Raw genomic sequence first — 13,581 nt, forward strand, 5'->3', positions numbered from 1 at the left:
GGCAAGCTCAAGCTGCGCGTCCTCGTCGACTGGTCGTCCGTCGAGGTCTTCGGCGGCAACGGCGAAGCCGTGATCACCGACCAGATCTTCCCCGACCCCGCCAGCACCGGCGTCCAGGTCTTCGCCGAAGGAGGCACCGCCACCCTCGACGACCTCCACGCGTGGCAGCTGAAGTCCATCTGGAGGTGACGAGGTGTTCGTGCACGAAAACCGGGAGGCGCCGCGCGGGCGCCTCCCGGTCGAAGCAGAGGGCGAGGAGAGCGAAAGGACTTGAGTCATTTGGAGTGAATGAGAAGGAAGCCCCTTCATGGCCTCGCCGTCGGCAACGCTAGCACTCAGGCCGGGATCAGGTCGCGCAGATTTTCGAGGGTGATGATCCGGGAGTGCGGGTGCAGCCCCTCGGGACGTTCGAGACCGATGTACGTCACGGGCTCCTCCGGAACCGTCTCGCCGTCCCACAGGTCCACGGCCGTCATGTCGCGGGACATCAGGTCGATCAGGTACCTCACCGTCAGCTGCTCCCGCTCCACGAGGGCACGCACCACCTTGGACACCGACACCTGGTTCTCCTCGACCCGGTTCGCCTCCGAGATGCCCTTCAGATGCAGGTGCAGCCACTTCGCGCGCCACCTGCCGTCGTCCCCGCGCTGGAAGACCAGAGGCAGTGCCACCCGGCCGACCCCGCGCAGCTCCGACTTCATCCGCACCGTGCGCGGCTCGAACGGACGGCCCTTCTGCTCACCGTCGCGCAGCATGAACCCGAAGAACGACTCCTCGACCTCCTCGAAGCCCTCGCCCGCGTAGATGTTGACCTGCGGGGCGATGTACGTGCTGCGCACCCGGTCCAGGGACAGGTCGATGAACTCCGAGGCTCCGTCGGGTGCCTCGGTGACATCGCCCGAGTGCTTGCCCCCGACGGCTGTGAGGGCCGTGTAGGAGAGCCACGAGTCGGTGCTGTAGTCGCTGTGCAGAAGCAGGGCCGACAGGTCGTAGTCGGTGCGTACCTCGGTCTGCTTCCAGTACACGAAGAAACGCAGCAGCTCGCCGTCGACCCGCGAGACCGAACCCCGTGGCAGAACGCCGAACCCGGCCGCGGTCGCCCGGCCGCTGAGCGGGAGCGCGACGTCGAGGATCTCGGGGTCGAGCAGCAGCCGGCCCGGCTCCGGAAGCCGGCGGCGGATCTCCGCGTCGAGGGCGGCGATCAGACGATCGCGGTCGGCGGCCGGTACCGGGGGCCGGTCGTCGGGGGTCACCCAGGCGCGGCCCCGGCGGTTGACGAAGATGCGGGGTTCGTCGGTCTCCCGGTCCCGGTTGTGGAAGTGCTCACGGACCGAGAGGACGACCCGGCCGGAGACCGCGGGAGCGACATCGACCGCCGCGGCCACGACCGCGTCCCGCTCCTCCTGGCCGGCGGCGACGCGCAGCAGGAGGTCCAGGGCGCGGAACAGCTTGCCGGGAGCGGACTTCAGCAGCTTCACCGCACCGGTGACGTCGTACGCGTCGAGCAGCTGCTCGACGCGGCTGTCGAAGGAGCGCGCCTCCTTCTCCCCCCGCGCCACGGCGAACACGTCGGCGGCGTGCGGCCAGCGGGGGTACTCATGCGGATGGAGACGTTCGCCGAGGCGCTTGAAGGGCTCCCGGTGCGCGTGCACATCGGCGAGTTTCGCCGGGTTCGCCGCGACGACCGCGTCGAGGCCCGCGAGCAGCCCCCGGCGGACCGGCCGGGGCAGCGTCCGGAACCGGGTCGGCTCCTGGAGCGTCACGTCGCCGCCCGACAGGGCGCAGGCCAGACGCAGCACGTCGGTGACGGTGTCCAGCAGGAGGTCGGCGCCGACGCCGAGGCGGGCCTCGTTGACGACCGCCCGGTTCTCCCGGACGGGGATCGACTCCGGCTGGGGGCCGGCGGCGCATCGCCCGGCGAGGGTCCCGAGGTCGCGCAGGTGGTCCTCGCTCAGGGGTGTCGTGCTGCCCGCCAAGGCCAGGTAGAGGTCCGTGAGTTCGGCGTCCAGGTCCCGACCGAGGTGCAGGACGGTCACCCGGTCGCCCGCCGAGGCGATCAGCTCGTCCTGTGCCGCGAGCATCTCCTCATAGGTGTGCTGGTAGCGGCCGTACGTGGGGAGGCTGAGCAGGTTCAGGACCCCGTGCGTCAGCTGCGCCGGCACGTTCTCGCGCGACGTGTCGTCAGCGAGCGCCTTCGTCACGCACCGCATCCAGAACTCTTCGGTGTCCGGCACGTTCGCCGGGAAGTCGATGAAGTAGGAGTTGTGCTTGACGTGGTCGCCCACCATCTCGCTCACGGTGGCCAGCGTTCGCCGGGCGGTGTGCACGACTGCGGCCTCGGACAGCCCTGACAGCCGCTCCAGCAGCTCGGCGGAGAGCTTGAAGCCCACCGTGGCCAGCGCCGCGTCGAACTGCCGGGCGGCGGTGGCTCCTTCTCCCGCGGATCCCTTGGGGGAGGGCAGGCGACGGGTGTGCCGGATGACCAGCGATTCGAAAGTGTGCGCCATTCGGGGATGATCGCAGAGGTGCGCGAGGCGACGCACAGGAGTTTTCCGCACGACGTCGTGCCCCGGGCTTCCGGTGAGCGGGCACCGGCCGACGCCCGTCAGGGACGCGTGGCCGTGCTCGGCATCGCGCCGCCGCCCGAGCCGGGCCACCGCCGGACAACGTTCTGACCTGCAACGGCCGCACGGGTGGCGTCGGCTTCCCGCACCTGATCCGAGCAGGTCGAGCTGCGAGTTCGGGTACTGTACCGGCCGTGGGAGAACGGGCGACCATCGGCGATGTCGCGGCCCGGGCCGGGGTGGGGGTCGGCACGGTTTCGCGCGTCCTGAACGACAGCCGGAATGTCAGCGCGGACACCCGCGAGCGGGTACTGCGGGTGATCCGGGATCTGGACTACCGGCCCAACCGGCGCGCTCGCGCCCTGTCCACGGGACGCACGCAGAGCATCGCCGTCATCGCGCCCTTCGCCACCGAGCCGTCGGTCGTGGAGCGGCTGCGCGGCATCGCACACGTATTGCACGGCAGCGACCACGACCTCACTCTGCTCGACGTGGCCACACCGGACCAGCGTGATCATCAGTACCGGGCGGTGGCGGCCGGGGACCGCTTCGACGGGCTGCTGGCGATCTCACTCGCTCCCACCGATGACGACGCGAACCAGCTGGTACGGTCCGGTCTGCCCACGGTGCTGCTGGACTGTGAGCACCCGGACCTGCCGCGTGTGGTGATCGACGACGTGCGCGGCGGCATGCTGGCGACGCGTCATCTGCTGCAACTCGGCCATCGCCGGATCGCGTTCATGGGTGAGGTCGCCGACGACCGTTTCCGTTTCAGCGCCAGCGCCCGTCGGCGCGAGGGCTGCGAGCTGGCGCTGCAGGCGTACGGCCTCGCGCTCAAGGAGCCGTACGTCCGGACCGGACCCCACGGCCGCGCGGTGGCGCACCGCCTCACCGACGAGTTGCTGGCCCTTCCGGAGCCCCCGAGTGCGATCGTCACCAGTTCCGACACCCAGGCGCTGGGGGTGATCGAAGCGGCGAGCTCGGCGGGCATGAGGATCCCTCAGGAACTGTCCGTGGTCGGCTTCGACGACCTGGAGGTGGCGGCCTACGTGGGGCTGACCACGGTACGCCAGCCCCTGCGCACCAGCGGCGACATCGCCGCGCGCCTGCTGCTGGAACGCATCGGCGGCCCCCTTGGCGACCCCGTCGAGAAGATGCTGGAACTGGAGCTCGTGCCTCGGCGTACGACGACGGCCGTCGCGGGAGCCTGATCCGCGCTGGACCCCGACGTTGGATGAGTTTCCATGATCTTCCATGGTGCAACTCCAACCGCGGCTCATACGTAAATCTTTCCTCACAAGTTGACTGCTTTTCACCAAAATTGAGGTACTGTCAGCGATGGAACCGGCTCCACATCTTCCATTCGTTCCCTCTCCCCCCAAGGGTGACGTATGTACAGAGCAAGACGAGTGGTGCTCCGGCTGGCGACGGGTTTGGCGGCCCTCGCGACGCTGAGCGGCATCATCACTCCCGCTTCCGCCTCCCCCCACGACCCGTCCCGGACGGGGACACGGCAGTACACCGCTGACGACGACTACACAGCCGTCTGGTCCCGCGCGGACGCCCTGAAACTCCGGCAGGACAGGACCAACACCGCCCCTCGCGTGTCGCCCGACTTCCCGGTGATGACCGACAAGGTGTGGGTGTGGGACACCTGGCCGCTCACCAAGCTCAACACCCAGACCGCCACCTACAAGGGCTGGCACGTCATCTTCTCGCTGACGGCTCCCCGCTCGGTGCCGTTCGGCGACCGGCACTGGTACGCGAAGATCGGCTACTTCTACTCGCGTGACGCCAAGAGCTGGAAGTACGGCGGCGACCTGTTCCAGCCCGGCACCTCGTTCGGCTCACGTGAGTGGGCCGGCTCGGCGGCGCTCATCGGCGACAAGGTGCACTCCTTCTACACCGCCTCCGGGCGCGACAACGGCGGGGTCGACCCCAATGACGCGCTGCAGCGCCTGGCGCAGGCGACCGGCAAGATCCACGCGGACAAGAACCGGGTGTGGTTCACCGGATTCGAGGACCACCGCATCATCGCCGAGGCCGACGGCAAGATGTACCAGACCCTCGAACAGTCGCAGCAAGGCCCGATCATCTACGCCTTCCGCGATCCGTTCGTCTTCCGCGATCCGCGGGACCGCAAGATCCACCTGCTGTTCGAGGGCAACACGGGCGGTACCGCAGGCGCGTACCGGTGCACCGAGCGTGACATAGGTGACGTCCCGGCCGGCCACGAGGTGCCGGAGGACGCGAAGTACTACACGGGCAACATCGGGCTGGCCACGGCCGACGGCGAAAGCATGGAGAACTGGAAGCTCCAGCCCCCGTTGCTCTCGGCCAACTGCGTGAACCAGCAGACCGAACGGCCGCACCTGGTCATCCGCGGCGGCAAGTACTACCTGTTCACGATCAGCCACAAGTTCACGTTCGCGCCGGGGCTGAGCGGCTGGGACGGCCTCTACGGATTCGTCGGCCCGGCGCTGCGCAGCGACTACCGTCCGCTCAACGGCAGCGCGCTGGTCCTGGGCAACCCCGAGGACGCCCCGACGCAGCAGTACTCGCACTACGTGATGCCCAACGGACTCGTGGAAAGCTTCATCGACACGGTCCCGACCGCCGACGGCGGGACCCGCTTCGGCGGCACCCTCGCTCGCACGCTCGTGGTGTCTCTGAAGGACGACAGGACGAGGCTGACCGGCCAGTTGGGCTACGGCTTCATCCCGTAAACCAGCCTGAGGAGGGCAGGGGGCGGCTGATTCAGTCGGCCGCCCCCGTCCGTCGTGGCACTGCCGGCAACGCAACGCAACGCAACGCCTCGCCGGCTTCGCCTCGTCGCCATCCTCATCCGGTCAGCGAGACGATCCAGAAGAAACGGCCGGCCCTGGGCCGGTGAGCCGCGGGCGGGGCCCGGCTCCTGGACGGGAGGATGGCGGGTTTGCCCGTCGGGGCCCTCGCCGTCGGCGAAGATCGGTAGGCCGGTCAATCGGGCGAAGCCCCACTCCGGCTGTATGTGGAGCGTTCGGGCCACTGCGGACTCTGCTTGCCCGGGCTGTTGCGGGCGAGGAGCGCCTGATCGCTCCACTCACCGTTTCAAGCCTCTCCCCGCCGCGCTAGTCGCCCTCCCGGGCCGCCACCTCCCGCACCCCGGTCAGGAAGCCCCTGATCGCGGCCAGCTCCCGCTCGTCGTACCCCTGCAACAAGCCCACCGCCCGGTCGATCAGCGGTCCGAAGTGGGACCAGCCGAGCGCGACCGCGCGCTCCTCCACCTCGATCGTGACCTTGCGGCGGTCCCGCTCGCCACGCACCCGCCGCACGTGCCCGGCCCGCTCCAGCCGGTCGACCAGCGCCGTGGTGCCCGCCGAGTTCAGTCCGAGCCCGGCACCGAGTTGCCCCGCCGTGGTCTCCTCGCCCGCGCGTGAAGCGTCCATCAGGGCGATCAGCGCACGCACGTCGGTGGGGTGCATGCCGTTGCGCTGGGCGAACCGGGCGCTGTGCCGTCCCAGGTCGACGACCACCGCGCGCAGCAGATGGACGATCTCCATCTCGGGTCCCTGCCCGGCCCCCTCGTGCTCCTGGTCGGGCATGGACCGCCTCCCCTATCATCTCGCTGAACAAGTATCTCGTTCGCCGAGATAATAAGGGGTCTGGAGCATGAACGCTCGCGGTACGTACGACATGGACGGCTTCCTCGCCGCCTACGACAAGGTCATGGCCAAGTGGCCGGCCTCGCGTGAGGCCGCGACCGTGCCCACGCCGTTCGGCGCGACGCACGTGAACATGTGCGGCCCGGCCGACGGCCCACCGCTCCTCCTGCTGCCGGGCGGCGGAAGCGCGACCTCCGCGTCCTGGTACCGGCAGGCCGCCGAACTCTCCCACGTCCACCGGCTCTACGCCGTCGACCTGATCGGCGCCCCGGGGCGCAGCACACCCGCCGCCGGTCGCCGCCCCCGGACGATCGCCGACCTGGTGACCTGGCTGGACGCCCTCCTCAAGGGCCTGGGCCTCGCGGAGGCCGACCTGGGCGGGCACTCGTACGGGGCCTGGATCGCGCTGCACTACGCCCTGCGCGCACCCCACCGGGTACGCCGCCTGGTCCTCCTGGACCCGACCCAGTGCTTCGCCGGGTTCAAACCGGCCTACGTGCTGCACGCGCTGCCGATGCTGCTGCGGCCCACGCCCCGCCGGGTCCGGACCTTCCTGGAGTGGGAGACCGGGGGCGCCTCCCTCGACCCCGACTGGCTCGCCCTCCAGGAGACGGCCGCCGGTTTCCCGGCCCCGCGCCCGGTGACCGGACCGCGCCCGCAGCCGATCGCTCTGCGCCGCCTGCAGCCGCCCGTCCTGGTGCTCCTCGCCGGAGACAGTAGGACCCACGATCCCGCCAAGGTGGCCGCCGGCGCCGCGGCACTCCTGCCGCAGGTCACGACCACGACGCTGCCGCACGTGTCGCACCACGCCCTACCGCACGCCGCCCCGCCCGAAGCGAGCCGCGGCATCACCGACTTCCTGAGCAGCCCCGTCGGCTGAGCCCCGCCCCGACGCGGACTACGCACAACTGACCAGCACCACGGCCCCCGCAACCTCGACCCAGAAGTAGAACCACGACGGATAGAACGCCGACGGCCGCTCCACCCCACGCGCCACCAACCGCCCGAACGCCATCCCCGCCAGCGACACCGCGACCGTGAGCAGCACCCCGGACCGCAGATCGCCGGAGCCGTCGACGGCCGTCCACGCGAGGAGGGCACCGACAGCGACACCAAAACCGCCGTAGACGGCCCGGACTTCGGCACGCGCCTCGGGGACGGACAGCTCTATCCCGAAGGGCCGTATGAGCGCCCTCGGGGCGACAAGCCCGAAGAGGCCCATGCCCAGGAAGAACAGCGCGACAGCGCCGACACAGATGGAGGACATGCCCGCGAGCCTGCCGCCGGTGCGCGCAAGCCCTCAATTACCTCCCTGGTAATGGTCCTTCGCAGGGAGAGAGGCGCGCCCCTCTGCTCTCCGCGACCCGTTTGACGTCCCTCAGGCACTCGGTGAGCCGCAGGGCCAGGTAACGCACTTCCGCGCTTGTCACCCGGCGCTCCGCGAGGAGTTCGGCGGCGTGGGCGAGCAGGTCGTCCGCCATGCCGAGGTGGACGTCCTCGATCTCGTCGGCGAGCCGCGAGACGTACCCCGTCCCGTCGCCGACGAGGTAACAGGGCTTGCCGTCCAGGCTGGTCCACGGCAGGAGACGCCCGGCCCGTCCGTCGGTCATGCGCTCACCCTCGCCGACAGGTACGGGCGGACCAGCCGGTTGTCCTCGCCGCGCAGCGGACGTTCATCCGGGCGGTAGTGGCGGGCCACCGTGCCGGTCACGCCGTCGCGGCAGTACGGGCACGGGGGTGGTGCCGGGGATCGCCGTCGCCGTCCCCGTGGAGGGAACAGGACGCGGAGGAGCGGTTCGAGGGCCCGGGCGATGAGGTCTGTCATGCCGATCTGTCTGCCTTCCCACCTGGGGTGACTGCGTTCTGTGGTGGATCACTCACAGAGTGGGGTCGGCGGTGGCTACGCTGCCAGGGGGTGGAGCTTGACATCGCGTTTGTCAAGAAAGGGAGTTGGCCGCATGGACGAACGTCGTACGCCTCGAACGCTGCGGGAGAAGTACGGGGAGGAGCTGAGGCTCCGGCGGAACGCGGCGCGTCTCACCCAGGAGGAACTGGGCGATCAGGTCGTGTGCTCCTCCACGCTGATCAGCCATTTCGAGGCCGGGAGGCGCCTTCCGAAGCCGGATGACGCGCAGCGGATCGACCGGGCGCTGGGGACGGACGGGTTCTTCGCACGGTGGCTGGAGGATCTGGAGAACACGTATGACCCCCGCTTCGCTGCCGCCGCTGAACTGGAACAACAGGCAACGCTGATCCAGCAGTTCGCGCTCGCGCTGGTCCCCGGGCTGCTCCAGACACCTGATTACGCCCGGGCCGTGTTCGCGGCTTACCGCCCCAACACCACAGACCAGGAACTTGACAGGCAAGTTGTCATTCGAACAGGGCGTGCCCGAATCCTCGACGGGCCGTCGGCTCCGGTCATCTGGACGCTTCTCGACGAAGCCGTGCTGCGACGCGCTGTGGGCGGCCCGCCGGTCATGGCTGAACAGCTGCACAAGGTCGCGGACTTGGCCGAGGCACGCCGGATCCGGCTGCACGTTCTTCCGTACCGCGTCGGTGCGCACCCCCTCATGGAGAGCCTGCTCACCCTGATGAGCTTCGAGGACTCCGCCCCGGTGGCATACGTCGACGCGTTCGAGACCGGACGTCTGATGGACGATCCGGCGCTGGTGAGGGCCTGCCAGACGGCCTACGCTCTGGCCCTGAGCGACGCGTTGTCGCAGCAGGAGTCACTGGCCCTCGTCAGGTCGGCAGCAGAGGATCACACACATGATCAGCAGTGAGCCCACTGGGTGGTACAAATCCAGCTACAGCGGCGGCAGTCAAGCTGAGTGCCTCGAAGTCGCCCCCGGCCCCACCACCGTCCCCGTCCGCGACAGCAAGACCGCCACCGGCCCCGCCCTGCTCTTCTCCACACACGGCTGGACCGCGTTCGTGTCCGCCGTGAAGGAAGGCCACATCAAGGGCTGAGCCCGCTGTCGTACCCGCCCGGTACCGTCGGATCATGCCCAACCAGACGGGGAATCCCACCGCCGAGGAGCCGCGGCGGCTCGCCGTGCTCGAGGGCGTTCTCGAGCGGATCACGTACGCCAACGAGGAGAACGGCTACACGGTCGCCCGGGTCGACACCGGCAGAGGCGCCGGTGATCTGCTCACGGTCGTCGGTGCGCTGCTCGGCGCCCAGGTGGGGGAGTCCCTGCGCATGGAGGGCCGCTGGGGGTCGCACCCGCAGTACGGCAAGCAGTTCCACGTGGAGAACTACACGACCGTGCTGCCGGCCACCGTCCAGGGCATCCGCCGCTACCTCGGCTCCGGCCTGGTCAAGGGGATCGGCCCGGTCTTCGCGGACCGCATCACGCAGCACTTCGGCCTGGACACGCTGCAGATCATCGAGGAGGAGCCCAAGCGGCTCATCGAGGTCCCCGGCCTCGGCCCCAAGCGGACGAAGAAGATCGCCGACGCGTGGGAGGAGCAGAAGGCCATCAAGGAGGTCATGCTCTTCCTCCAGACGGTCGAGGTGTCCACATCCATCGCGGTCCGCATCTACAAGAAGTACGGCGACGCGTCGATCTCGGTCGTGAAGAACCAGCCCTACCGGCTCGCCGCCGACGTCTGGGGCATCGGCTTCCTCACGGCCGACAAGATCGCCCAGTCCGTGGGCATCCCGCACGACAGCCCGGAGCGCGTCAAGGCGGGCCTGCAGTACGCGCTGTCGCAGTCCACCGACCAGGGGCACTGCTTCCTGCCCGAGGAGCAACTGATCAAGGACGCGGTGAAGCTCCTCCAGGTCGACACGGGGCTTGTCATCGAGTGCCTCGCCGAGCTGGCCGAGCCCCCGGAGGACGGCGGGGACCCCGGCGTCGTACGGGAGAAGGTCCCGGGGCCGGACGGCGGGGAGCCCGTCACCGCGATCTACCTCGTCCCCTTCCACCGCGCCGAACTCTCCCTCTCCGCGCAGCTGCTGCGCCTCCTGGGTACGGAGGAGGACCGGATGCCCGGCTTCCGGTCGGTCGACTGGGACAAGGCCCTGAGCTGGCTGAAAGGACGTACGGGTGCCGATCTCGCCCCCGAGCAGCAGGCCGCGGTCAAGCTCGCGCTGACCGAGAAGGTCGCCGTCCTGACCGGCGGGCCCGGCTGCGGCAAGTCCTTCACCGTCCGCTCGATCGTGGAGCTGGCCCGCGCCAAGAAGGCGAAGGTCGTGCTCGCGGCCCCGACCGGCCGGGCCGCCAAGAGGCTGTCCGAGCTCACCGGCGCCGAGGCCTCCACCGTGCACCGCCTGCTGGAGCTCAAGCCCGGCGGCGACGCGGCCTACGACCGTGACCACCCGCTGGACGCCGACCTGGTGGTGGTCGACGAGGCGTCCATGCTGGACCTGCTGCTGGCCAACAAGCTGGTCAAGGCGGTGCCACCTGGTGCCCACCTGCTCTTCGTCGGGGACGTGGACCAGCTGCCCAGCGTGGGCGCCGGAGAGGTCCTCAGAGATCTCCTGGCCGACGGGAGCCCGATCCCCGCGGTCCGCCTCACCCGGGTCTTCCGGCAGGCCCAGCAGTCGGGCGTGGTGACGAACGCGCACCGGATCAACGCCGGTCAGCACCCGGTCACCGACGGCATGAAGGACTTCTTCCTGTTCGTCGAGGACGACACGGAGGCCGCCGGGCGGCTCACCGTGGACGTGGCGGCCCGTCGCATCCCGGCCAAGTTCGGACTCGATCCGCGCCGCGACGTGCAGGTCCTCGCCCCCATGCACCGGGGGCCGGCGGGCGCGGGCACGCTCAACGGCCTGCTCCAGCAGGCCGTCACACCCGGCCGCCCGGATCTGCCCGAGAAGAGATTCGGCGGACGGGTGTTCCGTGTCGGCGACAAGGTCACCCAGATTCGCAACAATTACGAGAAGGGCAAGAACGGTGTCTTCAACGGCACCGTCGGCGTGGTCACCGCGCTCGACTCGGTCGACCAGCGCCTGACGGTGCTGACGGACGAGGACGAGGAGGTTCCGTACGAGTTCGACGAGCTCGACGAGCTTGCTCACGCGTACGCGGTGACGATCCACCGCTCCCAGGGCAGCGAGTACCCGGCGGTCGTCATCCCGGTCACCACGGGCGCCTGGATGATGCTCCAGCGGAACCTGCTGTACACGGCGGTCACCCGGGCCAAGCAGCTGGTCGTCCTCGTCGGTTCGCGCAAGGCGATCGGCCAGGCGGTGCGCACGGTTTCGGCGGGTCGGCGCTGCACGGCACTCGACTTCCGGCTCGGTTCAACAAAAAATGATCGATCAAATTGGTCGTGAAGGTCACAAGGCTCTTCCAGAAGGAGGACACAGGGGGCAGGATGAGCAAGTTGACGGCACTCAGTGCCGCCGATGGGCCCGATGGTCGACCCCGAGTGCACTCTCCTGAGCCGAGTGGGGGATGGTAGAGACAGTCAGGGCACCTCGAAGATGAGGCACAACGTCGGTGAGGGAAGACGTGAGCGACAACTCTGTAGTACTGCGGTACGACGGCAACGAGTACACCTACCCGGTGATCGACAGCACCGTCGGTGACAAGGGCTTCGACATCGGCAAGCTCCGCGCCCAGACCGGTCTGGTGACGCTGGACAGCGGGTACGGCAACACCGCCGCCTATAAATCCGGCGTCACTTATCTGGACGGCGAAGCGGGCATCCTGCGGTACCGCGGCTACCCGATCGAGCAGCTGGCCGAGCGCTCCACCTTCCTGGAGGTCGCCTACCTGCTGATCAACGGCGAGCTGCCGACCGTCGACGAGCTCTCGACGTTCAAGAACGACATCACGCAGCACACCCTGCTGCACGAGGACGTCAAGAACTTCTACAAGGGCTTCCCGCGCGACGCCCACCCGATGGCCATGCTGTCCTCGGTCGTCTCGGCGCTGTCCACCTTCTACCAGGACAGCCACAACCCGTTCGACGAGCGCCAGCGCAACCTCTCCACGATCCGTCTGCTCGCCAAGCTCCCGACGATCGCGGCGTACGCGTACAAGAAGTCGATCGGCCACCCGTTCGTCTACCCGCGCAACGACCTCGGCTACGTCGAGAACTTCCTCCGCATGACCTTCTCGGTCCCCGCGCAGGAGTACGAGCTCGACCCGGTCGTGGTCTCGGCGCTCGACAAGCTGCTGATCCTGCACGCGGACCACGAGCAGAACTGCTCCACCTCCACGGTCCGCCTGGTCGGTTCCTCGCAGGCGAACATGTTCGCCTCCATCTCCGCCGGTATCAACGCGCTGTGGGGCCCGCTGCACGGCGGCGCCAACCAGTCCGTGCTGGAGATGCTGGAGGGCATCCGCGACTCCGGCGGCGACGTCGACACCTTCATCCGCAAGGTGAAGAACAAGGAGGACGGCGTCCGCCTGATGGGCTTCGGCCACCGGGTCTACAAGAACTTCGACCCGCGCGCCAAGATCATCAAGGCCGCCGCGCACGACGTGCTGTCCGCCCTCGGCAAGTCCGACGAGCTGCTGGACATCGCGCTGAAGCTGGAGGAGCACGCGCTCTCCGACGACTACTTCGTCTCGCGCAGCCTCTACCCGAACGTGGACTTCTACACCGGCCTGATCTACCGGGCCATGGGCTTCCCGACCGAGATGTTCACGGTCCTGTTCGCCCTCGGCCGGCTGCCGGGCTGGATCGCCCAGTGGCACGAGATGATCAAGGAGCCGGGCTCCCGCATCGGCCGCCCGCGCCAGATCTACACGGGCGTCGTCGAGCGCGACTTCGTCCCCGTCGAGGAGCGCTGAGTCCCGACCGGGACCGCTCAGACGCGGTAGTGCTCAAGCCCCCGTATCCGGCTCACCGGATACGGGGGCTCATGCGTTCTCGCCCTGAGGGGCCTCGCGTTGGGCCGTTACATGCGGAAGGCGCCCCGGCGCCGGTCCCCCCACGGGCCGACGACCAGGGCGCCTTCCCAGTCCCGGTACGGATTCCCCCCACGGGATCCGGCCGGGCGTCTGTGAGGACAGCGCCTGAATCGCTGTGCGCACAACGAGCAAAACTCGCCGTACTTCGGTGTGTGCGGTCTGCCGGGACAGCGCACGATCGGGAGGGCCGCTCAAAGCTTCCCGGTGTACGTGCCCCGGCAACGCTCCCCCAAGCTCTCAACTCCGTTCGAGCAGGGAGGTATCCCCAACTGGAGAAGTCCCCCAAGACATCCCCAGATGCCAGGTGGCGCCCCCCAAGACGCTGCCCGACATCGTCAACTTAGACCCTCGAACCCCTTCGATGGTTACGTTCACATCACTGTGATCTGCGTCTCGTGCTTATATCCGTTAGGTACACAAGAGCCCGGATATGCCACCCGGGGCTCAAGCGTAAGGATGATGCGCGAGCCTTGTGAAGAGCTTATGTGAGCCGGGCTC

Annotated in this window: 13 protein-coding genes; 8 read left to right on the top strand and 5 right to left on the bottom strand. The window is 68.9% G+C overall.

What is annotated here, in order from left to right:
- A partial coding sequence (locus IE97_RS38405) for a GH32 C-terminal domain-containing protein (RefSeq protein ID WP_037844260.1) occupies positions 1-189 on the top strand: 189 nt, incomplete at its 5' end.
- Positions 190-335: 146 nt separating this feature from the next.
- On the opposite strand, the gene IE97_RS0112400 is transcribed toward IE97_RS38405, so the two are convergent.
- The gene (locus IE97_RS0112400; protein WP_030236789.1) at positions 336-2,507 is read right to left on the bottom strand and encodes a TerD family protein; all 2,172 of its coding nucleotides are present in this window, start codon (positions 2,505-2,507) and stop codon (positions 336-338) included.
- A 251-nt stretch (positions 2,508-2,758) separates the two neighbouring features.
- On the opposite strand from IE97_RS0112400, the gene IE97_RS38410 reads away from it, so the two are divergent.
- Positions 2,759-3,775: a LacI family DNA-binding transcriptional regulator gene (locus IE97_RS38410; protein ID WP_234331803.1), complete on the top strand. Its 1,017-nt coding sequence runs from the start codon at positions 2,759-2,761 to the stop codon at positions 3,773-3,775.
- A 180-nt stretch (positions 3,776-3,955) separates the two neighbouring features.
- Positions 3,956-5,290 carry a glycoside hydrolase family 68 protein gene (locus tag IE97_RS0112410; RefSeq protein ID WP_051704934.1) on the top strand — a complete coding sequence of 445 codons (1,335 nt, stop codon included), beginning with the start codon at positions 3,956-3,958 and terminating at the stop codon, positions 5,288-5,290.
- 384 nt (positions 5,291-5,674) lie between these two features.
- Here the strand turns inward: IE97_RS0112410 and IE97_RS0112415 are convergent, their stop codons facing one another.
- Entirely contained in the window at positions 5,675-6,148 is a 474-nt protein-coding gene (locus IE97_RS0112415; protein WP_030236796.1) for a MarR family winged helix-turn-helix transcriptional regulator, read from the bottom strand.
- Positions 6,149-6,215: 67 nt separating this feature from the next.
- Between IE97_RS0112415 and IE97_RS0112420 the strand changes: the two genes are divergently transcribed.
- Positions 6,216-7,088, top strand: coding sequence for an alpha/beta fold hydrolase (locus tag IE97_RS0112420; protein ID WP_030236799.1), 873 nt, complete (start codon positions 6,216-6,218; stop codon positions 7,086-7,088).
- Positions 7,089-7,106: 18 nt separating this feature from the next.
- On the opposite strand, the gene IE97_RS0112425 is transcribed toward IE97_RS0112420, so the two are convergent.
- The 3 genes from IE97_RS0112425 to IE97_RS42050 are packed head-to-tail and all read right to left on the bottom strand — an operon-like array spanning position 7,107 to position 8,033.
- The gene (locus IE97_RS0112425) at positions 7,107-7,475 is read right to left on the bottom strand and encodes a DUF4345 domain-containing protein (protein WP_030236802.1); all 369 of its coding nucleotides are present in this window, start codon (positions 7,473-7,475) and stop codon (positions 7,107-7,109) included.
- Positions 7,476-7,512: 37 nt separating this feature from the next.
- Positions 7,513-7,818, bottom strand: a complete 306-nt coding sequence (locus tag IE97_RS0112430) for a hypothetical protein (protein ID WP_030236805.1) — start codon at positions 7,816-7,818, stop codon at positions 7,513-7,515.
- Positions 7,815-8,033 (bottom strand): hypothetical protein, encoded by a 219-nt coding sequence (locus IE97_RS42050; RefSeq protein ID WP_158708274.1) that lies wholly within the window; start codon positions 8,031-8,033, stop codon positions 7,815-7,817. The genes IE97_RS0112430 and IE97_RS42050 overlap by 4 nt, the downstream gene beginning before the upstream one ends.
- Positions 8,034-8,166: 133 nt before the next feature.
- Here IE97_RS42050 and IE97_RS0112435 point away from each other — a divergent pair, with 133 nt between their 5' ends.
- The 4 genes from IE97_RS0112435 (at position 8,167) to IE97_RS0112450 (ending at position 12,963) form a co-directional block, all read left to right on the top strand.
- Positions 8,167-8,991, top strand: a complete 825-nt coding sequence (locus IE97_RS0112435) for a helix-turn-helix domain-containing protein (protein WP_030236809.1) — start codon at positions 8,167-8,169, stop codon at positions 8,989-8,991.
- Positions 8,978-9,178, top strand: a complete 201-nt coding sequence (locus tag IE97_RS0112440; protein WP_030236814.1) for a DUF397 domain-containing protein — start codon at positions 8,978-8,980, stop codon at positions 9,176-9,178. Before IE97_RS0112435 ends, IE97_RS0112440 begins: the two co-directional genes overlap by 14 nt.
- A 34-nt stretch (positions 9,179-9,212) precedes the next feature.
- A complete protein-coding gene (locus tag IE97_RS0112445; protein ID WP_030236818.1) occupies positions 9,213-11,495 on the top strand; it encodes an ATP-dependent RecD-like DNA helicase in 2,283 nt (760 codons plus the stop codon).
- A 178-nt stretch (positions 11,496-11,673) separates the two neighbouring features.
- A complete protein-coding gene (locus IE97_RS0112450; RefSeq protein ID WP_030236823.1) occupies positions 11,674-12,963 on the top strand; it encodes a citrate synthase in 1,290 nt (429 codons plus the stop codon).
- Positions 12,964-13,581 lie beyond the last annotated feature (618 nt).

The organism is Streptomyces sp. NRRL S-455 (genome assembly GCF_000717875.1).
Classification (GTDB): domain Bacteria; phylum Actinomycetota; class Actinomycetes; order Streptomycetales; family Streptomycetaceae; genus Streptomyces.